21 protein-coding genes and 1 tRNA gene are annotated in these 24,741 nt (G+C 56.7%); 3 read left to right on the top strand and 19 right to left on the bottom strand.

All coding sequences use genetic code 11. From position 1 onward, the window contains the following. Window positions 1–294 precede the first annotated feature (294 nt). Window positions 295–1,953, top strand: a complete 1,659-nt coding sequence (gene treF, locus ACNY69_RS11900; protein WP_111140751.1) for an alpha,alpha-trehalase TreF — start codon at window positions 295–297, stop codon at window positions 1,951–1,953. Between the two features lie 67 nt (window positions 1,954–2,020). Here treF and ACNY69_RS11895 read toward each other — a convergent pair whose 3' ends face one another. The 5 genes from ACNY69_RS11895 to ACNY69_RS11875 all read right to left on the bottom strand — a co-directional run bounded on the left by ACNY69_RS11895 (window position 2,021) and on the right by ACNY69_RS11875 (window position 5,775). Next, window positions 2,021–2,527, bottom strand: a complete 507-nt coding sequence (locus ACNY69_RS11895) for a ferritin-like domain-containing protein (RefSeq protein ID WP_111140752.1) — start codon at window positions 2,525–2,527, stop codon at window positions 2,021–2,023. A gap of 10 nt (window positions 2,528–2,537) precedes the next feature. After that, window positions 2,538–3,020: a YciE/YciF ferroxidase family protein gene (locus ACNY69_RS11890; RefSeq protein ID WP_111140753.1), complete on the bottom strand. Its 483-nt coding sequence runs from the start codon at window positions 3,018–3,020 to the stop codon at window positions 2,538–2,540. A 503-nt stretch (window positions 3,021–3,523) separates the two neighbouring features. Then, window positions 3,524–3,688, bottom strand: a complete 165-nt coding sequence (locus ACNY69_RS11885) for a con-10 family general stress protein (protein ID WP_004571242.1) — start codon at window positions 3,686–3,688, stop codon at window positions 3,524–3,526. A 712-nt stretch (window positions 3,689–4,400) separates the two neighbouring features. After that, window positions 4,401–5,375 (bottom strand): sensor domain-containing diguanylate cyclase, encoded by a 975-nt coding sequence (locus ACNY69_RS11880; protein ID WP_111140754.1) that lies wholly within the window; start codon window positions 5,373–5,375, stop codon window positions 4,401–4,403. 324 nt (window positions 5,376–5,699) lie between these two features. Further along, window positions 5,700–5,775 (bottom strand) — tRNA-Phe (locus ACNY69_RS11875). Window positions 5,776–5,997: 222 nt separating this feature from the next. Here ACNY69_RS11875 and ACNY69_RS11870 point away from each other — a divergent pair. Beyond that, entirely contained in the window at window positions 5,998–7,317 is a 1,320-nt protein-coding gene (locus ACNY69_RS11870) for a methyl-accepting chemotaxis protein (RefSeq protein WP_293774566.1), read from the top strand. 29 nt (window positions 7,318–7,346) lie between these two features. On the opposite strand, the gene mrdA is transcribed toward ACNY69_RS11870, so the two are convergent. From mrdA to ACNY69_RS11805, 13 genes are all read right to left on the bottom strand, one after another. After that, window positions 7,347–9,218, bottom strand: coding sequence for a penicillin-binding protein 2 (gene mrdA / locus ACNY69_RS11865; RefSeq protein WP_111140756.1), 1,872 nt, complete (start codon window positions 9,216–9,218; stop codon window positions 7,347–7,349). 219 nt (window positions 9,219–9,437) lie between these two features. Continuing rightward, complete coding sequence (gene deoD / locus ACNY69_RS11860) at window positions 9,438–10,151, bottom strand: purine-nucleoside phosphorylase (RefSeq protein WP_111140757.1); 714 nt, start codon at window positions 10,149–10,151, stop codon at window positions 9,438–9,440. Window positions 10,152–10,177: 26 nt separating this feature from the next. Further along, window positions 10,178–11,401 carry a phosphopentomutase gene (gene deoB / locus ACNY69_RS11855; RefSeq protein ID WP_111140758.1) on the bottom strand — a complete coding sequence of 408 codons (1,224 nt, stop codon included), beginning with the start codon at window positions 11,399–11,401 and terminating at the stop codon, window positions 10,178–10,180. A gap of 95 nt (window positions 11,402–11,496) precedes the next feature. Continuing rightward, window positions 11,497–12,825, bottom strand: a complete 1,329-nt coding sequence (gene deoA, locus ACNY69_RS11850; RefSeq protein ID WP_418798459.1) for a thymidine phosphorylase — start codon at window positions 12,823–12,825, stop codon at window positions 11,497–11,499. Between the two features lie 59 nt (window positions 12,826–12,884). Further along, window positions 12,885–13,664 (bottom strand): deoxyribose-phosphate aldolase, encoded by a 780-nt coding sequence (gene deoC / locus ACNY69_RS11845; RefSeq protein ID WP_111140760.1) that lies wholly within the window; start codon window positions 13,662–13,664, stop codon window positions 12,885–12,887. A 243-nt stretch (window positions 13,665–13,907) separates the two neighbouring features. Then, entirely contained in the window at window positions 13,908–14,705 is a 798-nt protein-coding gene (locus ACNY69_RS11840; RefSeq protein ID WP_111140761.1) for a TatD family hydrolase, read from the bottom strand. Continuing rightward, the gene (locus ACNY69_RS11835) at window positions 14,702–15,754 is read right to left on the bottom strand and encodes a patatin-like phospholipase family protein (protein WP_418798456.1); all 1,053 of its coding nucleotides are present in this window, start codon (window positions 15,752–15,754) and stop codon (window positions 14,702–14,704) included. The genes ACNY69_RS11840 and ACNY69_RS11835 overlap by 4 nt, the downstream gene beginning before the upstream one ends. A gap of 218 nt (window positions 15,755–15,972) precedes the next feature. Continuing rightward, a complete protein-coding gene (locus tag ACNY69_RS11830) occupies window positions 15,973–16,134 on the bottom strand; it encodes a DUF1328 domain-containing protein (RefSeq protein ID WP_003848537.1) in 162 nt (53 codons plus the stop codon). 98 nt (window positions 16,135–16,232) lie between these two features. After that, window positions 16,233–16,847, bottom strand: a complete 615-nt coding sequence (gene osmY / locus ACNY69_RS11825; RefSeq protein WP_111142193.1) for a molecular chaperone OsmY — start codon at window positions 16,845–16,847, stop codon at window positions 16,233–16,235. A gap of 259 nt (window positions 16,848–17,106) precedes the next feature. Beyond that, window positions 17,107–18,693, bottom strand: coding sequence for a peptide chain release factor 3 (prfC, locus tag ACNY69_RS11820; protein ID WP_111142192.1), 1,587 nt, complete (start codon window positions 18,691–18,693; stop codon window positions 17,107–17,109). A gap of 279 nt (window positions 18,694–18,972) precedes the next feature. Then, window positions 18,973–20,076, bottom strand: a complete 1,104-nt coding sequence (locus tag ACNY69_RS11815; protein ID WP_111142191.1) for a M20 peptidase aminoacylase family protein — start codon at window positions 20,074–20,076, stop codon at window positions 18,973–18,975. Between the two features lie 4 nt (window positions 20,077–20,080). Next, window positions 20,081–20,557: a YjiG family protein gene (locus ACNY69_RS11810; protein ID WP_111142190.1), complete on the bottom strand. Its 477-nt coding sequence runs from the start codon at window positions 20,555–20,557 to the stop codon at window positions 20,081–20,083. After that, a complete protein-coding gene (locus tag ACNY69_RS11805; RefSeq protein ID WP_111142189.1) occupies window positions 20,547–21,218 on the bottom strand; it encodes a nucleoside recognition domain-containing protein in 672 nt (223 codons plus the stop codon). Before ACNY69_RS11805 ends, ACNY69_RS11810 begins: the two co-directional genes overlap by 11 nt. 476 nt (window positions 21,219–21,694) lie before the next feature. Between ACNY69_RS11805 and ftnA the strand changes: the two genes are divergently transcribed. Beyond that, the gene (ftnA, locus tag ACNY69_RS11800) at window positions 21,695–22,201 is read left to right on the top strand and encodes a non-heme ferritin (protein WP_111142294.1); all 507 of its coding nucleotides are present in this window, start codon (window positions 21,695–21,697) and stop codon (window positions 22,199–22,201) included. Between the two features lie 175 nt (window positions 22,202–22,376). Here the strand turns inward: ftnA and ACNY69_RS11795 are convergent, their stop codons facing one another. Beyond that, window positions 22,377–24,737 carry a glycoside hydrolase family 31 protein gene (locus ACNY69_RS11795; protein ID WP_418798451.1) on the bottom strand — a complete coding sequence of 787 codons (2,361 nt, stop codon included), beginning with the start codon at window positions 24,735–24,737 and terminating at the stop codon, window positions 22,377–22,379. Window positions 24,738–24,741: the final 4 nt, after the last annotated feature.

Here is a 24,741-nt window from a genome sequence, read left to right as displayed (position 1 = left end):
CCCGTTGCGTATGCCATTTTTTGTCCCCTTTCCGGCCCGGGATTCTGTGTCAGAATGTTAACAGACGTCGATTTTCTTCAGGTTAATTTTTTAAATTCAGGCCGCTAAGAGATTCATCCGAAATGTGTTTTTGGTGAACAGCGCTATATTTGGTTGAATTGACTGAAATTTATTAAAAAACCTCGATTAATAGACAATTTTTATTACGTTCATAGATATTCTGCATTGTTGTTCCGCAGGTCGGGGAGGCTATAATTTGTCCTTTGTGCAACCCCGACCGCTCAGGAGGCCGCTATTAATACTTATCGCCAGCAACAGAATGCACTTGAAGAGGTTCGTGCCGGGGCGGAAGTTGAGTATCAATACGATCCCCATGAACTGAAACTGGAGCGCATGCAGGATTCCGAACCGGAGCCGGAGCTGATTGAAGGCCTGCCTGCCCCGGATGCGCTCACGCCTGCCGATCGTTATCTGGAACTGTTTGAACATGTCCAGATGTCGCGGATCTTCGAGGACAGCAAAACCTTCCCCGACTGTTCGCCAAAGTACGATCCGCTGGATGTGCTGATGCGCTATCGTCGTCAGAAACGCAGCAGTGACTTCGACCTGTCGCGTTTTGTCGCCGATCACTTTTATCTGCCTGGCGTAAACGAAAGCTTTTATGTCTCCAACCCGGATAAAACGCTCAACGAGCATATCGATGATCTGTGGCCGGTCCTGACCAAAATGCCGCAGCAGCATATGCCGCACTCATCGCTGCTGCCGCTGCCGAAACCCTATGTGGTGCCGGGCGGCCGCTTTGGCGAAACCTACTACTGGGACTCTTATTTCACCATGCTCGGCCTGGCGGAGTCGGGCCGTGACGACCTGCTGCGTCACATGGCGGATAACTTCGCCTGGCTGATCGACAACTACGGTCATGTGCCCAACGGCAACCGGACCTACTACCTCAGCCGCTCGCAGCCGCCGGTCTTTGCGCTGATGGTCGAGCTGTTCGAAGAGGATGGCGTGCGCGGGGCGAAACGCTATCAGGAACAGCTGATGAAGGAGTATCAGTTCTGGATGGATGGCGCCGGGTCGCTGATGCCTAATCAGGCCTATCGCCATGTCGTGCGGATGCCGAACGGTTCGCTGCTGAACCGCTACTGGGACGACCGCGATACGCCGCGCGATGAGTCGTGGATGGAAGATGTGGAAACCGCCCGCGAATCGAAACGTCCGGCCAGCGAGGTCTATCGCGACCTGCGTGCGGGCGCGGAATCGGGCTGGGATTACTCCTCGCGCTGGCTGCGTAACCCGAAACGGCTGTCGAGCATTCGCACCACACAATTTATTCCTATCGATCTGAATGCGTTCCTGTACAAGCTGGAGCTGATGATCGCCACCCTGTCGCACGCCAAGGGCGAAGAGCTGACCGCGCTGGCGTGGCAGAAAAAGGCCGAAGCGCGTAAACGTGCGATCACCCGCTATCTGTGGGACAGCACCGCTGGCGTCTTCCGCGACTACGACTGGCGGCGTGAGCGTTTCGGTGCCTTTACCGTGGCGTCGGTGGTTCCGCTGTTTGTCGGGCTGGCAACGCCGCATCAGGCGCACCTGCAGGCGATCTCCCTGCGTCACCTGCTGCTGAGCAATGGCGGCCTGCTGACCTCGATGGTAGAGAGCGGCGAACAGTGGGATCGGCCCAACGGCTGGGCACCGATGCAGTGGATGGCGATCGTCGGCCTGAACAACTACGGTGAAGAGACGCTGGCGACGGAAGTGGCGGTGAACTGGCTTAATACCGTGAATAACTTCTACCAGCTGCACCATAAGCTGGTCGAGAAGTATGACATCAGCGGCGAACGCGCCCGTCCGGGCGGCGGGGGCGAATATCCGCTCCAGGATGGTTTTGGCTGGACCAACGGCGTCACGCGTAAGCTGATGACGATGTATGGCCATCTGATGGCGGACTGAGTCCGTCACACCAGCAACGCAAAAAGCCGGGTTCGCCCGGCTTTTTCATGCAGGTCATCCTGCGGGACTACTTCTTCGCTTCGGTGCCCGGCTGTGAGGCACGTTGCAGGAACTGCTGTGTGACTTCAGGAATATGCTGCAGCAGCCACTCCGCCATGGCCACTTCCTGATCGCGGATTTCACTCAGTATGCGAACGCCCTGCGCGTCACCGACCTGTTCAGCCGTGGCGATCAGGCTGGTATAGCTGGCGATTTCGGCATTTTCAAAAACATAGCCACTGATTGCGCCCTTGACCACTTCATCTGAGTTGAACATCCCGCCGACTGCCTGACCGGTGGCCGCCATCTTACCCATCGCATCTTTCATCACTGAGTGGTCGATACCGTGGCTGTCGAGCAGCTGTTCCAGAAGCGTCAGCTGATGTTTCGTCTCGTCGAGATGCTGAGCCAGACGCTGCTCCAGTGCCGGATAGTGTTCAAGACGGCCCGACATCTTGCTGAGCATGCTTTCTGCCTGTTTTTCCATAGCATGCGCGTCGCGCAGCCAGTCGTGATAATGTTCAATCGCAGTCATGTCGTTCTCCTTAAGAAACAGTAATCGCTTCGGCTACCGAGGTGAGCTTCTCATCCGTTTGCTTCTCTTCATTCAGGGTCGTCTCCAGCAACTCTGCCGCTTTGGTGTACCCCAGCTTCAGCGCCAGCGCATGCAGCGTACCGTAAGTGGCAATCTCATAGTGCTCCACCTTCTGCGCCGCACCGATCAGCCCCTGATCGCGGATTTCGCCTTTTTCGACGGATTCGATAATCTCCTGCGCTTCTTCGACCAGCCCTTCCAGCGCATGACACTTCATTCGTTTAATTCTGACCTCAGGTGTGACCTCCACCAGTTCATCCAGTCGCTCAATCTGCGCACGGGTCTCTTCCAGATGCTGATTAAAGGCAGCGATAAGATTTTCGTCACTGGCAGCACGCGCCATTTTAGGCAATGCACGGGTTATCTGTTTCTCAGCGCTGTAGACATCGGACAAGTCGTGGATGAACAGGTCATTTAACGTTTTCACTGTCATAAGATAGCCTCACTGTTAAAAAAGCTGCGCCGTTAATAACGCAACGCCAGTCATTTCGTTGACACACGGAAAGTCTAGTGGAGATTTATAATATCGCCCACCGCATCGGTATAAATTTAAAACAAAAGTAGCATATCAGATGCACTTTCCCCTTTTACGGCAACACGTTAGCTCTTAATTCTTTTTCCTGCAGCCGCTTCGTCAGCCAAGCTGCAATTTGTACAATTTTATAAATAGCTGTATACATTTTTCAATCTGGCGCATAAAAATTGCACCGGCCAGGCATTACCTGTACAAAGTTTTATTAAATGGTATAGCTTTAATCGATCGGAAATAAAAAAAACCGGAAAGGAAGCCTCTCCGGTTTAATTAACGGCGTCTTTGCCTGCTGTTGATTCAGCAGCGACACAATTCAGAATGTAATTATCTTGCAGGAAAATAAAAGAGATCTTTTACAGCCCGGTAAACGGCATCCACAGCCCTGACAGCAGCATCAGATTCGTTTAGCTCCGGCGACTTACCTTCCCTCCCTTACGCCCTGCCTCAATCGCACGTTCGGGATCGTTCTTGAAGTTCCCGCCGCTTTTCTGGCCACCTTTACGTCCCGCTTCCGCAGCACGCTCTTTGTCAGCCGCAAAATTTCCGGCCCCACCACGATATTGAGTCATTCTGTGTTCCTCTTTGAAATTAAAAATCAGAATTTGCACAGTTAATGCTTCATCAGGCCGATTCAGCAATCTAAATGTAGACAGAAAATCGGACCGATCAAGCGACAAAATAACAATCCGTCACGCTCTGGATTATTAGAGAGAGTTACCTATCCTGGATTGATAACATATTTAAACTATCGCTGCGCGTCTATTCGAAAGAAGCGCAACGACGCGGCAATGCTTTTTCACATAAAAAGCCGCGCCCTATTAATCGATCATTTTCGAAAAATGTCCAATTGAAAAAATAGTAAACGAAGCGGCAGAAAGATAACCTCATCAATATCAGTTAGTGAAGATGATCAACAAACGATCAATTTACCTAAGCGAAGCGGTAAATATAATCAGGTTACTTTGTTATCACCCAGGAATTAAGCGAGACGCAGAAGGTCAATCGCGCCAGTTGAAAATAACCATTTTTGATCGATAAACGATCAATTATGCTGATTTAATGAAAATTAAATTCAAATGTCACCTCATCATCAGCGATGGGTATTAAAGAATAAACGAAGCGGTAATAGAGAGAGGTGAGAAAATGAAAAGCCGTTTTAGGATTAATACTAAAATTTAGGTTGTGTGGTGCTGCGCACCGATCGCTGAGGCGACCGGCAGGAAAAAAAAGCCAGGGAGGATCCGGTAAGGTCAGAAGAAACGGCTGCGCCAGCGGTCAGGCTCAGCAAAGGTCGGCTGCGTCGGGAAAGGCGTCATCTATCGCGATACCGCGTTTACCATTTTTCTTAATGCGATACATCGCTGCATCCGCCCGAGCCAGTGCGGTATCGAAGTCATCATTTTCCTGCACCTGCGACACGCCGACAGAGGCGCCGATCTGAGCGTGACCGTTTGACATATCAAAAGGGGTGAGCACCGCATCAAGACAGGCGTCAGTCAGTTCGCGGACCAGGGGGTGGTGCAGCGGATAGGGCAATAACAGAACAAACTCATCGCCGCCGAGCCGGCCAATGACCCCCTCAGCGGGTACGCATTCCGTTAAACGCTGACTGAGCTGGATCAGTACCTCATCCCCGCTGCGATGTCCCAGAGTGTCGTTAACATGCTTGAAGTTATCCAGATCGATAAAGGCAACACAGAGTGCTCCCTGCGCTTTCATTTCGCAGAAATAGTTTTGCAGAGCGTGGCGATTGTTGAGCAGCGTCAGGGGATCGTGCAGTGCCAGCAGCGCGAGCTGCGCTTCATACTGCTTCTCTTTCGTCATGTCGATATGGGTGCCGATCACTTTTACCGGCTCGCCCTGGGCGTTCCACTCACTGACCCGGCCACGATCCAGCACCCAGGTAATGCTTCCATTCTTTGCGATCATGCGGTGCAGCGCCTCGTAGTAAGGCGCTTTGCCGGCAATATGATCGTAAAACGCCCGCAGAACCTCAGCGGCATCATCGGGGTGCAGGCTCTCTTTCCAGGATTCAAAGTTGGCGTCGGTCTCTTTCGGCTGGAAACCCAGCATCGCGCCCCAGCGCCGGTTAAAGATCACCAGTTTGCCGCTGGGGATATCGAGCTGCCAGAGAAACAGCCCGGTGCCATCCAGCGCCGCATTGAGTTTGTTCCGGGCGTCATGGGCTATACGCTTCAGACGCGCATTATGCTTTTTCAGGTTCTGTATCTGCAGCCGCAGTGCTTCTTCTGACATGACCGTGAGAGCGCTGGAAAAAAGGGGTATTGTGCCTGTCAGGTGGATTCTGTAAAGAGTGGCTTATAAAACACGATTAGTCGCGGTCAATTGCAGGCTGGACAGCATATCAGGCGGTGACACTCTGGCAACGCAGCACAGAGCCGGGACGGCAAATTGGTTTCGCCGTGAAATCTGTTTGTGTGGCTACTCAATTCAGAGCCGGAATGAACGGCGGAAATGGAAATTCGGATTGTTCGGCGGGATGTGGCGAGTGAATCGAACCTGTCGATAACGGGTTCGCCTCAGAATGCAAAAACCCGCCAGAGGCGGGTTCTTTAAATATGGTGCCCGAACCCGGAATCGAACCAGGGACACGGGGATTTTCAATCCCCTGCTCTACCGACTGAGCTATTCGGGCAACGGGGCGCATTAAACCAAAGCGGCCCGGCAGCGTCAAACGCTTTTCACCAAAATCACACCAACTGACCGCTTTTCCATCAACCCGGCCATCGGGTCTGTTTCACGGCAAAAAAGCGGCCGTCGATCGAATAAATTTCAGCCAGCAGCGGGCTGCCCTCTCTATTGCGCCGCTATTTTGCCGATATAACTTGCGAGACCCACACTAATAATAAGGATCATCATGTTTTCTACTATTACATCAGGTATTGCTTCCCGTCATAGCTGGCAGAAGCGCTCACACTCAGCGGCTACGCTGAGCTCTCTCAACGGCTCCATCGCCATGATCGAATTCTCACCCGATGGCACCATTCTCGGCGCCAACGCGCTGTTTCTGGCGAGCATGGGCTATACGCTGGCGGAGATCGAGGGCCAGCACCACAGCCTGTTCTGCACGCCGGAACAGCTGCAGTCGCAGGCCTATCGCGACTTCTGGCAGCGACTCAACCGGGGCGAAAGCTTCAGCGATAAGTTTCTGCGCATGGCGAAGAACAGCCGCCCGATCTGGCTGGAAGCCAACTATGTTCCGGTGCAGAACCGTCACGGTCGGGTAATCAAAATCGTCAAGCTGGCCACCGACATTACCAGCCATATTAACGATGCGCAGGAGCAGCGCGCCATCACCACCGCCATTGAACGATCGATGGCGGTGATCGCCTTTAACCTCAAAGGGGAAGTCCTGAAAGCCAACGACAACTTCCTGAAAACCATGGGCTACCGTCGCGAAGAGGTGGAAGGCGTTCATCACAGCCGCTTCTGTTCTGCGGCCGTGCGTGACAGCCGGGAGTACAGCGAATTCTGGCAGCAGCTGAATCGGGGTGAATTTGTCTCGGGTCAGTTTCCCCGCGTCAACAAGCAGGGCGAGACGATCTGGCTGCGTGCCACCTACAACCCGGTATTTGATGAACAGGGCAGGCTCTACAAAATCGTCAAGTTCGCGACCGACGTCACCGCCCAGGTGGAGAAGAATCAACAGGAGCATGATGCGGCGCAGCGGGCATATCATACTGCGCTGCAAACGGATAAGAGCACAAAACTGGGGGCGGATGTGATCGCCAGCAGCGTCGAAACCATGAACGCGCTGGCCGGCGAACTGCAGGGGATCTCCGGGGATATTACCGGACTGAGTGAATCCTCTGATCGCATCGGAGCAATTGTTGAAGGGATTCGTCGGATCGCCGATCAGACCAACCTGCTGGCGCTCAATGCGGCCATCGAAGCGGCGCGCGCCGGAAGTCATGGCCGCAGCTTTGCGGTGGTGGCTAACGAAGTTCGCACACTGGCGGCGAACATCAACCGCGCGACCACCGACATCGAAAACCGGATACAGCAGAACCATCTGCTGGCGAGCCGGGCACTGAAAGGGATTGAGTCGAACCTGAAGCGCGCCGATCAGGGCGTGCAGCTGGCGCAGGAGGCGGGTGGCGTCATTGCGGAGATTCGGGAGGGCGCAACGGATGTGGTGCACGCGATTGGTCAGGTGACGAAAACCCTGAGCGTCTGACGCGCGGCGGGGGGCTATGCCCCCCCTTTTTAGGGTGTAGCCGGGGCTGGCGCGTCCGGCGTCGGTGGAATAAAGATGTGATCCAGTATATCCCGCATTACGGGCGCCGCCGTGACCCCTTCCCCGCCTCCGTTCTCCAGAATCAGCGCCACCGCCACTTTCGGGTCATTGAAGGGCGCAAAGGCGGTATAGAAGATATGGTCGCGCAGCCGGACCGGGATCATCTTCGCGTTATAGGTCTGATTCTGGCGCAGGCTGAACACCTGAGAGGTCCCGCTTTTCGCCGCGATGCCATAAGGTGCGGTGTGGAAATATTTATACCCGGTGCCGTTGGGTGAGTTAGCCATGCCAAACATCGCGTGGCGCACCAGCGACCAGTAAGGTGAACGGGGATCGCCAATCTGCGTTTCGCGCTGCTGCGGATGGTAGTTCTCAACCAGGGTGCCGCGCTGGGTTTTCTCCAGCAGATGGGGCGCGATGACCCGGCCGTTGTTGATCAGCGCCACCATCGCTTTCACCATCTGAATCGGCGTCGCAATCCAGTACCCCTGGCCGATGCCCACGGACACCGTGTCTCCCTGATACCAGGGCTTTTTATGCACCTTCTGCTTCCATTCGCGGCTCGGCAGTAAGCCGTTGTACTCCTCATTGAGATCGATCCCGGAGGGCCTGCCATAACCGAACTGGCTGAGCATGGTGTGAATCCGGTCAATGCCCATCATGAATGCCACCTGATAGAAAAAGGTATCGGCGGACTCTTCGATGGCGCGCGTCACATCCAGCATGCCGTGACCGGTTTTTTTCCAGTCGCGATAGCGCCGATCGGTGCCGGGCAGCGTCCAGGTTGGCGCACCGAAGAATTGTGTCTGTGGCGTGATCACATGGGTCAGCAGCGCCGACATCGCCATATACGGCTTCACCGTCGAGGCGGGCGGATAGAGTCCCTGGGTCACGCGGTTGATCAGCGGCAGATCCTTGTCCTGCAGCAGTTTTTTATAGGCCTGATAGCTGATGCCTTTAACGAAGGGATTGGGATCGTAGCTGGGGCTGGAGACCATCGCCAGCACCGATCCGTCATGCGGATCTTCTATCAGCAGCGCCGCACGCTGCCCCGCCAGACGGCTCTCCACATACTGCTGCAGATGCAGATCCAGCGTCAGCGTCAGGTTTTTACCGGCGACCGGCGGCACCTCTTTCAGCACCCGCACAATGCGGCCGTGGTTATCCACCTCCACTTCCTGATAGCCTGGTTTGCCATGCAGCAGCGTTTCGTAATAGCCCTCAATCCCCTGCTTACCGATGTTATGGTCTGCCGCGTAGTTCTCCGCAATGCCTTCGGCATTCAGCCGTTTGTAGTCGCTGTCATTAATTTTCGACACATAGCCGACCACATGCGCCAGATCCGCGCCATAGGGATATTCGCGATCCTGATAGGTTTCAATCGTCGCCCCGGTAAAGTGGAACTGATTCACCGCAAAGCGGGCGACCTCCTCCTCGGTCAGCTCCTCTTTCAGCACCACCGGCTTGTAACGGCTGGTCTGCTTCAGCGCATGGCGGAACGTCTCAATCTCGTCAGGCGTCAGATTCACGATGGGCGTCAGCGCCCGCAGCGTGGCGTCCATGTCGCTGATCTTGTAAGGCGTCAGCGTGATGGCGTACCAGCTGACGTTGCGCACCAGCGGAATGCCGTTGCGGTCATAGATCAGCCCGCGCGTAGGGGCGATGGGGATCATCTTAATGTCGTTCTGGTTAGAGCGCGTCTGGTAGTAGCTATGATCGCGCACCTGCAGGCGGTAGAGGTTTACGCCAAGAATAGTGAAACAGGTGCAGACCAGAGCAAAGGCTATCGCGGCACGGCGGGCAAACAGCTTCTCTTCAGCGTCGAAGTTACGAAAGTTCATCAGGGGGTATTATCGGACAATTCATTATTATCTGTTGTTGCGCACCATGATAAGGCGCGAACGCCGGGGTGCCAGCGCGAAGATGCACAAGCCTCAGTTAAAGTATGTCATTTGATGTGAATGTTACGGGAAGTCGGCGGGAAAATGCCGATCCTCCGGCAGAGGAGGATCGGTTCAGGGAGAGAGGCAGCAGACGGGCGCGCCCGTCCGCCACGCGGATTAGTCTCCCAGCAGGACAGACTCCAGCGCAATTTTGATCATGTCGTTGAAGGTCGTCTGGCGCTCGGCAGCGGTGGTCTGCTCGTGCGTACGGATATGGTCAGAAACGGTACAGATGGTCAGCGCTTTCGCACCGAACTCAGCGGCCACACCGTAAATACCTGCGGCTTCCATCTCCACGCCCAGGATGCCATATTTTTCCATCACGTCGAACATCTGCGGATCCGGGGTATAGAAGAGATCGGCAGAGAAGATGTTGCCCACGCGCGCGTCAACGCCCAGGTTTTTCGCCGCATCGACCGCGTTACGCACCATGTCGAAGTCCGCAATCGCCGCGAAGTCGTGATCCCTGAAACGCATACGGTTCACTTTGGAATCGGTGCAGGCACCCAGACCAATCACGATGTCACGCAGTTTGACATCCGCGCGTACCGCACCACAGGAGCCCACACGGATGATCTTCTTCACGCCGAAATCGGTGATCAGCTCTTTGGTGTAGATTGAGCAGGAAGGGATCCCCATGCCGTGGCCCATCACAGAGACTTTACGGCCTTTGTAGGTGCCGGTGTAGCCCAGCATCCCACGCACGTTGTTCACTTCGACCGCGTTTTCCAGGAAGGTTTCTGCGATGTGTTTCGCACGCAGCGGGTCGCCAGGCATCAGTACGACGTCTGCGAAATCGCCCATTTCAGCATTAATATGAGGGGTTGCCATTGTTTAATCCTTATTAAATTGCTGATTTACAGCATGTTCTTGCCATAGTCCATCTCGGACAGGCCAAAATAGTGTGCGATTGTCTGACCAATATCGGCGAAGGTTTCGCGATAGCCGAGCGAACCCGGTTCCACGTTCGGTCCGTAGATCAGAATCGGAATGTGCTCACGGGTGTGCTCCGTACCCTGCCAGGTCGGATCGCAGCCGTGGTCTGCGGTCAGAATCAGAATGTCATCTTCCCCGACCAGTTCCATCAGCTCCGGCAGGCGGCGGTCAAACAGTTCCAGTCCGCCCGCGTAACCGGCGACGTCGCGACGATGGCCCCAGGTGGAGTCAAAATCCACGAAGTTAGTGAAAACAATCGCCTGATCCGGCGCCGTTTTCATCTCCTGAATCGTGGCGTCAAACAGCGCATCCAGACCGGTCGCTTTGACCTTTTTGGTAATGCCCTGTTCCGCGTAGATATCGGCGATTTTACCTACGGAGATCACATGACCGCCCTTCTCATCCACCAGCTTTTTCAGCATGGTCGCTGAAGGTGGCTCGACCGCCAGATCGTGACGGTTACCGGTGCGCTCAAACTGACCCGCCTTGTCACCCACAAACGGACGCGCGATGACCCGGCCAATGTTATAGCCCCCTTCGGTCAGCTCTTCGCGGGCAATTTCGCACAGCGCGTAAAGACGCTCAAGACCAAAGGTCTCTTCGTGACAGGCGATCTGAAAAACGGAGTCCGCCGAGGTATAGAAAATCGGCTTGCCGGTTTTCATATGCTCTTCGCCCAGCTGGTCGAGGATCACCGTACCGGAAGAGTGGCAGTTACCGAGGTAGCCCGGCAGATCCGCGCGCTCAACCAGCTTATCCAGCAGTTCCTGCGGGAAGCTGTTCTCTTTGTCGCTGAAGTAGCCCCAGTCAAACAGCACCGGTACTCCGGCGATCTCCCAGTGACCAGAGGGCGTGTCTTTACCTGACGAAAGTTCGCTGGCGTAGGCGTACGCGCCGGTGATTTTCGCTTCAGGATCCAGACCTGCCGGGAAGCGACCGGTAGAGAGTTCAGCCGCCTTACCCAGACCCAGCGCGGTGAGATTCGGCAGATGCAGCGGGCCTTTGCGCCCTTTATCTGCTTCACCTTTGAAGCAGGCTTCGGCGATGTGACCTAAGGTGTCCGAACCTGCGTCGCCGAATTTATCGGCATCTTTACTGGCACCAATTCCAAAGGAATCGAGAACCATAATAAAAGCACGTTTCATGCAAGTCTCCTGCGCATCCGCGCGTGACAAGTCAAAAAAAAGCGATCAGATCAGTATACCCGAATGGATCGCCGCTGGCACCGGTTACGGATCAGTTAGCTGATATCAGTCACACGACGGTAGACGACCGGCGTCTCCGCCGGGGCGCTGTCACCGATCACCAGCGCGGCTTTCACCGCGGCGGCGGCCTGCTGCCATTGATCCTCGCTGCTGGCGTGAATGACGGCCAGCGGACGCTGCGCATCAGCGCGTTCGCCCAGGGTGATCATTTCGTCTAACCCGACGCTGTAATCGATCGTATCGCTGGCGCGCTGACGTCCGCCGCCCATCGCCACTACCGCCAGGCCCAGTGCACGGGTATCCATGCTGCTGACAATCCCCGGCTGATCGGCATAGACCGGTTTACTCAGTGTGGCCTGCGGAAGGTAGGTCGCGTAACGCTCGACGAAATCGGCAGGCCCCTTCTGCGCGGCCACCATGCGGCCAAAGCACTCGGCGGCCTGGCCATTGTCCAGCACCCTCATCAGCTTCTGACGCGCTTCGCTCTCGCTCGCCGCCAGTTTGCCGGAGATCAGCATTTCACCGCAGAGCGCCAGCGTGACGTCGAGCAGGCGCGGATTGCGCGCCTCGCCGGTCAGGAAGCGCACCGCTTCACGCACCTCCAGCGCGTTACCGGCTGAGGAGGCCAGCACCTGATTCATATCGGTCAGCAGAGCGGTGGTCTGGCAGCCCGCGCCATTGGCAACGCCAACGATCGACTGCGCCAGGCTCTCTGACGCCGCATAGGTTGGCATAAACGCGCCGGAACCCACTTTGACATCCATCACCAGCGCATCCAGCCCCTCGGCCAGCTTTTTCGCCAGAATCGAGGCGGTAATCAGCGGAATGGAGTCGACGGTGGCGGTAATGTCACGCGTCGCGTAGAACCGCTTATCCGCCGGTGCCAGCGAGCTGGTCTGGCCGATAATGGCGACACCCACCTGCTTAATGATCTCGCGGAAGCGGTCGTCGCTGGGGAAGATATCGAAGCCCGGAATCGCCTCCAGCTTGTCCAGCGTGCCACCGGTGTGGCCCAGGCCACGCCCGGAGATCATCGGTACATAGCCACCGCAGGCGGCGACCATCGGCCCTAACATCAGCGACGTGACGTCGCCGACGCCGCCGGTCGAGTGCTTATCCACCAGCGGGCCGTTGAGGTTCAGCGACTTCCAGTTCAGTACCGTGCCGGAATCACGCATCGCCATCGTCAGCGCCACCCGCTCCGGCAGCGTCATATCATGAAAATAGATGGTCATCGCCAGCGCAGCGATCTGCCCTTCCGACACGGTGTTATCACGCACGCCGTTGATGAAGAAGCGGATCTCCTCTTCCGTCAGCGCAAGACCATCACGTTTTTTACGAATAATTTCTTGTGGCAGGAACAAGGTAGCCCCCTGGTTCAGGGAAAGAGTGAAGAACAGGCGGTCGGCGACCGCCAGAGGGATCAGTAACCGGCTTTGCTGGTGTCGCTCTCGTGACCCAGCGTGTTAAGCAGGCTCGCCAGCAGGCTGGATGCGCCAAAGCGGAAATGGCGTGCATCGGCCCACTCTGCACCCAGTGTCGCGTCGGCCATCTGCAGGTAGATCGCAGCATCTTCAGCGGTACGTACGCCGCCCGCCGGTTTGAAACCGACCTGCTGGCTGACACCTTTATCGCGGATCACGTTCATCATGATCTGCGCCACTTCCGGCGTGGCGTTAACCGGCACTTTCCCGGTGGAGGTTTTGATGAAGTCCGCACCCGCGTCGATAGCAATTTCAGAGGCCTGACGGATCAGCGCCTCCTCTTTCAGCTCACCGGTTTCGATGATCACCTTCAGCAGCACATCCGCTTCCGCGCAGGCGGTTTTACAGGCTTTCACCAGATCGAAACCAACCTGGCTGTTACCGGCGATCAGCGCACGGTACGGGAAGACCACATCCACCTCATCGGCACCGTAGGCGATAGCCGCGCGGGTTTCTGCCAGCGCAATGTCAATATCGTCGTTGCCGTGCGGGAAATTGGTGACGGTGGCGATACGGATCTCCGGGGTGCCCTGCTCGCGCAGCGTTTTACGCGCGATCGGAATAAAACGTGGATAGATACAGATCGCAGCGGTGTTGCCCGCCGGGGATTTGGCCTGATGACAGAGGGCGATCACTTTTGCGTCGGTGTCATCTTCATTCAGGGTGGTCAAATCCATCAGTTTCAGGGCGCGCAGGGCAAGGTGTTTGATATCGGTCATGTGGCTCTCCAAAGGATCGGGATGCAACCCACCGGCTCGTCGGCGGAATGTTATAATAATAACACTCTGACGCGCACTGATATGTGCCAGGAGTCACATAGAAATAAGAATCTGCTGCAAAACTGGCGCGTATACTGTGACTAAAATCTCAGATAACAGGGCCTGATCGCCATTATACGCCAGCCGGGGCAATGTTACTATTATCACATTTAACGGGCGACTGGCCGGGCGATACGGAAGGGATCAGTTGCGCACTGCGGGAAACGCGGAATCGAGCTGAAACAGCTGCTGACTGTTCTGCCACAGCGCGTCGGCGATCGCTTCTGGTGACTCTTTACGCAGGCTGCAGAGCGTCTGCCACACCTGACGCGCCCGTTCCGGGCGGTTAGGCTGGCCCTGAAAGCCGTGCAGCGGCATATCCGGTGCATCAGTTTCCAGCAGCAGCGACGCCAGCGGCAGTTGCGCCACGGTCTGCCGGGTTTTACTGGCGCGTTCATAGGTAATGGTACCGCCGATGCCAATCGCATAACCCAGTTTTATAAAGGCCTGCGCCTGCTGCAGGCTGCCCGCAAAACCGTGTATTACGCCCCGGCGTGGCAGATCGTGACGACGCAGGATCTGCGCCAGCTTGTCGTGGGTCCGGCGGGAATGCAGGATCACCGGCAGCGTGTAGCGTTTCGCCAGCCTGAGCTGCGCTTCCAGAAAGCGTTGCTGCTTATCAAACTGCGGATCGTCGCGATAGAGATCCAGCCCGATCTCACCGATCGCCACCAGCTTACGCGGCCGCTGTTGCAGCAGGGTTTCCAGTTGATCAAGGTGCGCTTCCCGATGATTTTCAATCACGATGGGATGCAGCCCCAGCGCGGCATAGAGCGCCGGATGCGTTGCGGCCAGCTCGCAGACCCGCCCGAAGCGGCTGGCATCGATAGCCGGAATGATGATTTTCTCAACGCCAGCCTCCGCCGCGCGGGCCAGGCTCGCGACGGTATCCCCCTCAAAGGGCGGAAAATCAAAGTGACAGTGCGTGTCGATAAATTTCATGCCAGCGATCCTTTGTCGTAATCTGCATCGTTGTCCGCCAGCGACGGCGTGATAATCAGCCGGGTATCGGGCGCATTGGCGACCGGCGCGGGCGGCGTCACGATGCGCGGCGGGCTAAGCGGCTCCGCGTCGCTCAGCCACTGGCCCAGCGTGGCGATAAAGTAGCGCCCGCAGCGCCGTCCCAGATGATAATCCTGATTCAGCGAGGCGATCCGGCTGCCCAGCGCACTGCTGGCCAGCGCGTGCGGGGGAAAGATTTCAATAATACGCAAATCGTCCGGCGGATTTTCAATAAACTGCTGAATCTCGCGATAGCTCTGCTCATGCATATTGAGCACATTGATCATCGGCTGCAGCGCGCCGGTACTGAGCCAGCGCTCCATGCGTTTAAACCATTTGGGCGTGTAGAACATCTGCGAGGGCACGGTGCGGATCACCACAATCGTATCGGCACCGCGACGCGCGGCCTCCCGCACCGGGATCGCATCGCTGATGCCCCCGTCGAGGTAGCTGATCCCCTCCAGGTTCACGCCCAGCCGGTAGAAACCAGGAATGGCGCTGGAGGCTTTAATCAGCTCCAGCCAGTTATCAGCCGTAGGAGTAAAGTAACCTGGCGTGTAGTCGTCGCTGCGGCAGGCGCACATATAAAATTCACGCCCGCTGGCAAAGGCCTGCTCGGCTTGTCGCATCGCCAGTGGAAATTCGCTGCGGGTAATCTCAATCAGCCAGTCGAGATCGATCAGATTGCCGCCCCGCACAAAGCGCAGCGGATCAAAAAAGAGTTTACTGGTGGTATAGCGGGTAATCACGCGCCGGGCATAGCCGGGCTGACCGCAGACATAGGCAGAGAGATTCTGTGCGCCGGCAGAGGTGCCGAGCATAAGCTGAAAGGGATTAAAGCGGGCGCGCTGAAATTCATCCAGAACACCGGCAGTGAAAATGCCTCGCTGACCGCCGCCTTCGCAGACGAGCGCGATTTTTCGTGATTTAAAGGGGGTCAGGGCCAGAGGTTCAAGGGTGCCGAGCGTGACAGGAATGCGAATACCCACTGTGCGAACCTCATCAGGGTTCCGGGTATGCTGAGGGATCGCTCCGTTGATGAAGGCAGCATGCCGGAGAACCAGTCATCTCATCCTTTAACCAGCAGGCCAGCGTGCTGGCTTGCCATCGCAGCGAAATGAAGGGATCCCTCTCTTCAGGTGACTCGCTGCGGATGACGGGTCTCCGCTTTATGCAACAGGTTGCATTATACTGCAGGACTCATCGGCTAAAGCTTTTTACGGCCGGTGAACAGGCTGATGAGGAACAGGATAATACCTACAACGAAGACAACTTTAGCTGCCCATGCTGCTGTACCCGCTAAACCGCCGAAACCTAACGCTGCAGCAATCAGTGCGATTACCAGAAAAATAATGCCCCAACGAAACATAAGCCTCTCCTTACCCTATTTAAATTCGAACTGCTTATTTCATCCCCGGATGGGTGTCTTTTATTCGTGCGGCCACCGGAGCAACCGCACGTCAGCTATTAAGATTTAACCGTCAGGTCATTCTTAACGCTTTTCACGCCTTCAATGGCTTTAGCGATGCTTTCTGCACGGTCTGACTGTGCCTGATTAGCAACATGCCCTGAAAGCTGAACAACACCGTCGGTAGTCTCAACTTTGACGTTGCGCGACGGAACAATGTCATCTGCTAATAGCTTAGCTTTAATTTCGCTGGTCGTTGCGGCATCGCCCGCATAACCTTTCACTGAAGATGATTTGCTGTCTCTGACGTGTAGTTTGTCGCTGACGGATTTAACACCTTCGATCTTCTGCACCACAGCCACAGCCTTTTCAGCCTGTTCCTGTGAGGTGACGAAACCGCTTAAGGTCACGACGCCCTGATGCGTTTTTACCGAGATATCCGTGCTTTTAATCGCGTCGTCATCCACCAGGGCCGCTTTGGCTTTGGCGGTGATGGCGCTGTCATCCATAAAACCATCGACTTTTTTCATAGAACTATCGATTTTTGAACCCGCGCTGTCGGCTGTCTGTGACGCTTTCTGCGACATGGATTCATCAGCCAGTGCGCTGCCGCTGATCAGAGCTGAACCAATCATGGCGGCCATCAGGGTTTTAGCAATCTTAGTCTTGTTCATCGATATCTTCCTTCTATCAGTTAACTCACCCAAAAACTGTGGGCGAAACAGCGGCAATAAGGCCACTGCGTTACAGGACGTAAGGACAAGAGAAGTCTCTTCCGCCGTCCAATAAAATAATCATAGACGGCATTTTGCAACTTGCCTGGCTAACTGGTTGATCACACGTCAAAACAGAATAAAAGCAGTGTTTTTAGGAGGAGTCTGGAGCGGGGGAAACAGGGCCACTCCCAGCTGGAGTGGCCCGGAAACAGCGCGATCAGTGCTCGCGTGTTTTACGGAAACGGACGTCGGGATAACGTTCCTGAGTAATATTCAGATTGACCATGGTTGGCGCGATATAAGTCAAATTATCACCGCCATCGAGCGCCAGGTTCACTTCGTTTTTACGCTGGAAGTCATCAAACTTTTTCGCGTCGTCACACTCTACCCAGCGCGCCGTTGAGACGTTAATCGCTTCGTAGATCGCTTCGACGTTATATTCACTTTTCAGACGCGCCACGACCACGTCGAACTGCAGCACCCCAACAGCGCCCACGATCAGATCGTTGTTATGCACCGGACGGAAGACCTGTACGGCGCCCTCTTCCGACAGCTGAACCAGCCCTTTCAGCAGCTGTTTCTGCTTCAGCGGATCGCGCAGGCGGATACGGCGGAACAGCTCTGGGGCGAAGTTCGGAATGCCGGTGAACTTCATGTTCTCACCCTGGGTAAAGGTGTCGCCAATCTGGATGGTGCCGTGGTTATGCAGGCCGATGATATCGCCGGGGTAGGCTTCTTCAACATGCGCACGGTCGCCCGCCATAAAGGTCAGCGCATCGGATATCATCACATCTTTGCCGGTGCGCACCTGACGCAGCTTCATCCCTTTTTCATATTTACCGGACACCACACGCATAAAGGCAACGCGGTCGCGGTGTTTCGGGTCCATATTGGCCTGGATCTTAAACACGAAGCCGGTGAACTTCTCTTCCTTCGCTTCCACCCGGCGGGTGTCAGTGTCGCGCGGCATCGGACGCGGCGCCCAGGAGACCAGGCCATCCAGCATGTGGTCGACGCCGAAGTTCCCCAGCGCGGTACCGAAGAAGACCGGTGAGAGTTCGCCATTCAGGAAGGCTTCCTGCTCGAACTCGTGCGAGGCACCCTGAACCAGCTCCAGCTCTTCGCGCAGCTGCGACGCCAGATCTTCGCCTACGGCGGCGTCGAGATCCGGGTTGTTCAGCCCCTTCACGATGCGCACATCCTGAATGGTGTGGCCTTTACCGGTCTGATAAAGATAGGTTTCATCTTTGTAGAGGTGATAGACGCCTTTAAACAGCTTGCCGCAGCCAATCGGCCAGGTAATCGGCGCACAGGCGATTTTCAGCTCGCTCTCGACCTCATCCAGCAGCTCCATCGGATCGCGGATGTCACGGTCAAGTTTGTTCATGAAGGTCAGGATCGGCGTGTCGCGCAGGCGGGTCACTTCCATCAGCTTGCGGGTACGATCCTCGACGCCTTTCGCGGCATCGATCACCATCAGACAGCAGTCAACCGCCGTCAGGGTACGGTAGGTATCTTCGGAGAAATCTTCGTGGCCCGGGGTATCCAGCAGATTCACCAGGCTGTCGCGATAGGGAAACTGCATGACCGAAGTGGTGATGGAGATACCACGCTGTTTCTCCATCTCCATCCAGTCTGACTTGGCGTGCTGGTTAGAACCACGGCCTTTCACCGTACCGGCGGTCTGAATAGCCTGTCCGAACAGCAGCACTTTTTCGGTAATGGTGGTTTTACCGGCATCCGGGTGCGAAATGATCGCGAAGGTGCGGCGGCGAGCCACCTCTTCTAAAAAGGGATTAGACATGGAATTTTTCTCAATAGGCAGCGCACCTGCTGGCGCTGCTGATAAATCATGGTGGCCGGCAGAACCTTACCGGCGGGTAAACGGTGCCTAAAACGATCTTTCATCGTTGGCGGGTCAGCGCGACGTTACATTGGCGTGAAGTCCGGTTACCTGGTCAGCTTTAAGGCGGCATAGCATACAATATTTTGCGCGCGCGGCCTACAGGGAGAGAAACGCGATTTATCGGAGGCAGAACGGTAAACAGAGAAGGCGGCCGCAGTTGCGCCCGCCCGGTCCCGGTTATCCCAGCACCTTTCTGACGCAGGCTTTAAAGATCTGTACCCCGATCTCCAGTGAGCTGAGGTCGAAACGCATATCGGGATGATGCAGACCCGGCGTCAGGTTGGTGCCCAGCCCCCAGAATCCCGCTTTTACGCCCGGCCGCGTCACCGGATAGTAAAAGAAGTCCTCACTGCCTGGTGTCGTCCGGGTCGGCAGCGCCCCCTCTTCGCCCAGCACCTCGACGATGGCGGCGCGGATCACGGCGGTCGCCTCATCGTCGATCTCGGCTGCGGGCATCTCTTTCAGCACGCGGACCTCCGCGCTGGCCCCCAGCGCCGCGACGCTGTGGGTGATGGCGCGCGTGACCTGCTCCTTCAGCAGCGTCATCGGTCCGTTCTCCTGCGAGCGCAGATCCCACACCACGCGGGCCTCATCCGGCACCGAGTTGGTGACGCCCGCATCGCAGAGGAAGCGGGTCGCTTTGACGCTCCAGGTCAGGCCGGGTGGCAGATGAATAGCGTTAACGGCCTGCACCGCCTGCACGGCGGCATCCAGCGCATTGACGCCCAGATGCGGACGGGCCGCATGGGCGGGCTGGCCTTTGATCGTGGCTTCCAGCGTGCTGCAGGCGGAATAGAGCACGGCGGGCACCGCCTGGCCGACCACACACTCCTCCAGCGGACGCAGATGGAACCCCAGAATCATCTCCACATCATCCAGCGCGCCCCCCTCAATCATCGACAGCGCCCCGGCCCCTAACTCCTCGGCGGGCTGGAACAGGATCTTCAGCCGGCCACGTTTTACCGTGCCCTCGCGCAGCAGCGCCGCCGCCGCCGTCAGCACCACCGAAGAGTGGCCGTCGTGGCCGCAGGTGTGACGCGCACAGGGCACGCCATCAATAATGTGCCCCAGCGCATCCATATCCGCGCGCAGCGCCAGCACCGGGCCCGGCACGCCGCTGTCGATCTCCGCCACGATGCCGGTGGTGTTATTGATGTTGCGCGTCACCTTCAGGCCCGCTTTCTTCAGCTGGTCTGCGATATAGGCCGAGGTTTTCACCTCCTGAAAACCCAGCTCCGGAATCTCGTGCAAATAGTGGTAATGCTCTAAAACCTCAGACACAGCGTTACTCCTGTATAAACAGACGCATAACAGACATCGCGATCAGCGCGTTGATGATGCTGACCAGCATCAGCAGCGGCCAGTATTTTTTGGGCACGTCGGCCACGCCCAGCAGCCGCCCCATATATTGCAGCTGTGATCCCATAAGGAAAATCGCCGGAGCCAGAATCGTGATGTCGGCACCTGTCAGCAGCCCTTTGGTCAGCAGGCTGACCGCAACACCGGTGCCAGCCGATGATGACAGCCATGCCGTGAGCAGCACCGTGATCGCCTCGCCCGGCAGGCCAAACAGCCCCATCACCGGCGCAAAAACCTGGCCGAGAAACGGCATAATCCCGAGCAGGTTCAGGACTTCGGCCAGCACATAAGCCATCACCACATTGGGCATCAGGTTATGGATGGCGATGTGAAACCCTTTACGCGCCCCGGTGACAAATACATCGAAGGGGTTACCTGATGTTGTGACGGGATTACTTTTCATCGGCGAAATCCTTTTTGTAGACACTGTTTAACACGGCACGCGTTATCGCCGCACCGACAAATTTCAGTACGAACATCAGTAACAGCGGAATGATGATCGGCAGCGTCATCGAGGCAAACAGTGCGGAGCCGATGGCGAAATAGTTATTAATTAAGCCAGCGCCGGAATATTGCCAGGCGCTCATCACCACCAGCTCTTTTTTACCGATCTGTTTCTGGTCGGCCATCTCTTTAGTTAAGGCCGCCCCGGCGTCGGTGCTTTGCAGATCGGTGATTAATGCCAGACCACACCGGCCTGGCAGCCCCATCAGCGGCTTCAGCAGCGGCGTCAGCAACCGGTGTGCCGCGCGGATCGCGCCGTAGTGGGTGAATATCTCCAGCACGCCCAGCGCCAGCATTACCGTAGGCGTCAGCGACAGGGCGAACAGGAAGCCCGCTTTGGCGCTCAGCCCCCCTGCGCCCAGAAAGGTATTACTGGCGGGATCTTTCATCGTGCCGAAGCTGCCTCCCAGGGTGGTAAAGTCAAAGGCGCCGAGCCAGGAAAGTCCCTCCACCTTATAAAAGAGCCCTGAGAAAAACAGAATGGCAAAAATTAATGCGACGTAGCTGCCTTTGGTGGCCGCTATTTTCACCGGATTCGCTACCAGCTGTTCATCTGACATAATCGTCTCCTGTAAACCGGGTTAACTGCCTGTTTCCGTTGCAGGCAGGTGTCACTAAGGGAATGCGGTTTCAAGCAGGATCTATGCCAGAGCCGCATAATAAACCGTCGCGCTGACGGCAGGGGCGACGCAGGCCGCGTCATTGCCCTTATCAGCGGGCGGGATCATCACTTCAGAATCCGGCGTCATCGAGCCGGGCCATCAGCGAATCAGAAATTCCCCCGGCGACTGCGCCCCCGTCACCCGCAGAGGCCCGCCTGTCCGCACTATCATGGTGCTGATTTATCTGGCTTTATGGCCCGGCTGGTCGCGTGCAAAAATGAGAATTGGTCGCATTCAATTTCCGAAATAATTCTATTTAAATCAAACAGATAAATTCACGTTTTTTGATAAAAAGGCTTCACACCCCTAACATCTCTGATGCATAATCCACCGCTTAACCTCTGTATTTAACATCTTCTTAAAAGGACCCGGCCATGCTGACTGCTGAAATGACTGGACGTTTAAACGACCAGCTAAACCTGGAATTTTTCTCTGCCAATCTTTATCTGCAAATGAGCGCCTGGTGCAGCGATAAAGGCTTCGAGGGTGCCGCTTCTTTCCTGAAAATGCATTCACGCGAAGAGATGCAGCATATGCAGCGTCTGTTTGATTACCTGAGCGACACCGGCGCGATGCCGGTACTGGGCACCATTGCCGCGCCGCCGGTTGCGTTCACCTCGCTGAATGAAGTGCTGGAGCAGGCGCTGGATCATGAGCAGCTGATCACCCGCAAGATCAACGAACTGGCGCATGCCGCCATGACCTCACAGGATTACTCCACCTTTAACTTCCTGCAGTGGTATGTCGCCGAGCAGCATGAAGAAGAGAAGCTGTTTAAAACCGTGCTGGATAAACTGGCGCTGGTCAGCAACAGCGGCAACGGCCTGTTCCTGGTCGATAAAGATCTGGGCCGCATGAGCACCGAGAATCACGCCGAGTAATCGTTATCGGGGCCGCCTCAGATCGCTGACAGTTCCCTTACCGGCCGCGGTCATCACGCGACATCAGCCGGAAACAGCTTCCGGCGGCGAAGCGAATCCGCTTTTACCGGCTGCCCCGTTCGGCCCTTTTTTGGGCCGAACGCCTTTCCCTCCGTCTGCTACCTCATCACCCCTTTTACAGCCGGTAACTCGCTGCTTTCTCGCCATTTACCCACAGCTCACGGTGTTCTCCCGCCGGGAGTAACAGGGTGATCTCGCGCCAGGCAGGCTGATAATCCCCGCGTTTCTCTACCGTCAGATCGATACGGGTGGCGCTGCTGCTGAGCGTCCAGTTCAGCCACAGAGCATTCCCCTGCTGCCAGCCGTGGCTCTCGCCATCATCGTCAAAGGTCTCCCCCATAGTGGTCACGCCTTCCGGTGCAGGCCAGATCTGCCACTGCCGCACCGTATCGCGACGCGCATCGGTGGTGGTTTCGCACTCGCCCAGCGGGATCACCGCACCCGCCCGCACCAGCAGCGGCAGCCGATCCAGCGGCGCATCCAGGGTGACCGTTTCGCCGCCCGCAAACGCTCTGCCGCTGTGCCAGTCATACCAGCCGCCGCGATGACGGGGCAGATAGACTTCACGGCTGCGCGCGCCCTGCTCCACCACGCTGGCCACCAGCAGGTCACGCCCCAGAATAAAGTCATCGCACTCCTGCCAGGTCTGCGGATCCTGCTCGTGATCGAGGAAGGTCGGCCGCAGCATCGGCTCATCTTCGGCGCTGGCCTGCCACGCCAGGGTGTAGAGATAAGGCATCAGGCGATAGCGCAGCCGGATCGCCTCGCGGATCATCGGCGTCACCTCCGGATACATCCAGGGCTCATTGACCGTGTGATCGTCATTCCAGGAGTGGATGGTAAAGCGCGGATGCATAATGCCGTTCTGAACCCAGCGCACAAACAGCTCGGCATCCGGTTTGTCGCCCGAGAATCCGCCGACATCGTGGCCGACGTTAAACAGCCCCGACAGGCTCATCCCCAGCCCCATGCGGATGTTATAACGCAGCGTCTGCCAGCTGGTGCGGTTGTCGCCGCTCCAGGTCTGCACATAGCGCTGCATCCCGGCACAACCGGAGCGTGAGATCAGATAGGGCCGCTTGTGCGGCGCGAACTGCTGCTGCGCTTCCATTGAGGCGCGCATCATCAGCAGCGGCATCACCGGCCGGATGTGCTTGATGGCGATCGGCTGACCGAATCCGTGACAGCGGGCTTCGCCATCCCAGACCTCATATTCGTTGTTGTCGTTCCAGGTGGAATCGATCCCCTTTTCCAGCAGCTGCTGAGTGACGTTCTCCTGCCACCAGCGCACCGCCTGCGGATGGGTAAAATCGAGGTGCGATCCCTCATCGTCCCAGAACACCGAACGTTCCGGGCGATCCTGCTCCGAGTCACGGATAAACAGTCCCTGCGCCGCCACCTCCTGATAGCGCGGATGATCCTGCAGCAGACAGGGCTTGATGTTGGCCGCCAGCTTCATGCCAGCGTTATGGAAGGCATCGCTCAGCGCGTCTGGATTCGGAACTTTGTCGTAGTTCCAGTGGAAGACGTAGCGTTTATTGTTAATCGAGGTATAACCCGATGAGAGCTGGAACGAGTCACAGGGAATCTCATGCTCACGACACAGGCGGATAAAGGATTGCAGCTGCTGCTGCGCGTCGGCCGCGTCGGTGTAGTGCATCGTGGAGCCGCTGTAGCCCAGGCTCCACTTCGGCTGAAACAGGGTGCGCCCGGTCAGGCGGACAAAGGCTTTGGTGACGTCGAGCAGGGTCGGGCCAAGCATCATGTAGTAGTCGAGATCGCCCGCCTCGGCACGGTAGCGGCGGTAAGGCAGGTGGTAGTTGTCCAGCTCATTGCCCAGGTCGAGCCAGCTGCTGCTGAGGTTGTCATAGAACAGACCAAAGCTGACGCCGTCGCGCTGCGTCAGGGTAAACGGAATATGTTTATAGAGCGGATCGGTCGTGGCGGCGTTGTAGCCCATGGCGTCGAGATTGCGCATCTCAAAGCGCCGGTTAGCCCGGTTCAGGTCGCCACTTTTTTCGCCCAGACCGTAAACCCGATCCTGCGGCTGACGCCGCTGATAGTGCTCCACCCCATCGCCATGCGCATTGAGCAGATAGGCCCCGGTGTGGCGATCCGCCGTCAGCGGCTGCCAGGTCTCGCCGTCGAACTGCTCCCAGCTCAGGCAGAGCGGCTGATGCACCGTTACCCGCAGCCGTTGCGTGCTGATCCGCAGCTGCTGTGCATCGTGCTCCAGCTGAAAGGCGGGCAGCGTAAAGCCATCCAGCGCCTCGCGATCGCGTCCCTGCCAGGGCACATCTCCCACAGGCGCAATGCTCCATGTGCGGTTCAGCGCCAGCTCGCCGTCGCGCTTCAGCAGCACACGCATCAGCTTATCTTCCAGCACGTACAGCCGCAGGAAGTGACGATCGTCGACCTTCAGCTCAACAAAGTGATCGGCGTGCTGATGCAGCGTCCAGTTCTTCAGAGTTTTCATCGCG

The sequence above is a fragment of the Pantoea graminicola genome (assembly GCF_048452665.1).
GTDB lineage: Bacteria > Pseudomonadota > Gammaproteobacteria > Enterobacterales > Enterobacteriaceae > Pantoea.
The sequence above is the reverse complement of the archived record's forward strand: the minus strand, read 5'-3'. Positions and strand labels throughout refer to the sequence as shown.

What these genes read in the sequence shown, in the direction of transcription:
- ACNY69_RS11795 (WP_418798451.1), bottom strand. Translation starts at nt 24,737, where the DNA reads ATGAAAACTCTGAAGAACTGGACGCTGCATCAGCACGCCGATCACTTT.
- mrdA (WP_111140756.1), bottom strand. Translation starts at nt 9,218, where the DNA reads ATGAACTTTCGTAACTTCGACGCTGAAGAGAAGCTGTTTGCCCGCCGT.
- deoD (WP_111140757.1), bottom strand. Translation starts at nt 10,151, where the DNA reads ATGGCAACCCCTCATATTAATGCTGAAATGGGCGATTTCGCAGACGTC.
- ACNY69_RS11805 (WP_111142189.1), bottom strand. Translation starts at nt 21,218, where the DNA reads ATGTCAGATGAACAGCTGGTAGCGAATCCGGTGAAAATAGCGGCCACC.
- ACNY69_RS11885 (WP_004571242.1), bottom strand. Translation starts at nt 3,688, where the DNA reads ATGACTCAATATCGTGGTGGGGCCGGAAATTTTGCGGCTGACAAAGAG.
- ACNY69_RS11810 (WP_111142190.1), bottom strand. Translation starts at nt 20,557, where the DNA reads ATGAAAAGTAATCCCGTCACAACATCAGGTAACCCCTTCGATGTATTT.
- deoC (WP_111140760.1), bottom strand. Translation starts at nt 13,664, where the DNA reads ATGACCGATATCAAACACCTTGCCCTGCGCGCCCTGAAACTGATGGAT.
- ACNY69_RS11895 (WP_111140752.1), bottom strand. Translation starts at nt 2,527, where the DNA reads ATGACTGCGATTGAACATTATCACGACTGGCTGCGCGACGCGCATGCT.
- osmY (WP_111142193.1), bottom strand. Translation starts at nt 16,847, where the DNA reads ATGAACAAGACTAAGATTGCTAAAACCCTGATGGCCGCCATGATTGGT.
- ACNY69_RS11830 (WP_003848537.1), bottom strand. Translation starts at nt 16,134, where the DNA reads ATGTTTCGTTGGGGCATTATTTTTCTGGTAATCGCACTGATTGCTGCA.
- ACNY69_RS11840 (WP_111140761.1), bottom strand. Translation starts at nt 14,705, where the DNA reads ATGAAATTTATCGACACGCACTGTCACTTTGATTTTCCGCCCTTTGAG.
- prfC (WP_111142192.1), bottom strand. Translation starts at nt 18,693, where the DNA reads ATGTCTAATCCCTTTTTAGAAGAGGTGGCTCGCCGCCGCACCTTCGCG.
- ftnA (WP_111142294.1), top strand. Translation starts at nt 21,695, where the DNA reads ATGCTGACTGCTGAAATGACTGGACGTTTAAACGACCAGCTAAACCTG.
- ACNY69_RS11870 (WP_293774566.1), top strand. Translation starts at nt 5,998, where the DNA reads ATGTTTTCTACTATTACATCAGGTATTGCTTCCCGTCATAGCTGGCAG.
- ACNY69_RS11890 (WP_111140753.1), bottom strand. Translation starts at nt 3,020, where the DNA reads ATGACAGTGAAAACGTTAAATGACCTGTTCATCCACGACTTGTCCGAT.
- deoB (WP_111140758.1), bottom strand. Translation starts at nt 11,401, where the DNA reads ATGAAACGTGCTTTTATTATGGTTCTCGATTCCTTTGGAATTGGTGCC.
- ACNY69_RS11880 (WP_111140754.1), bottom strand. Translation starts at nt 5,375, where the DNA reads ATGTCAGAAGAAGCACTGCGGCTGCAGATACAGAACCTGAAAAAGCAT.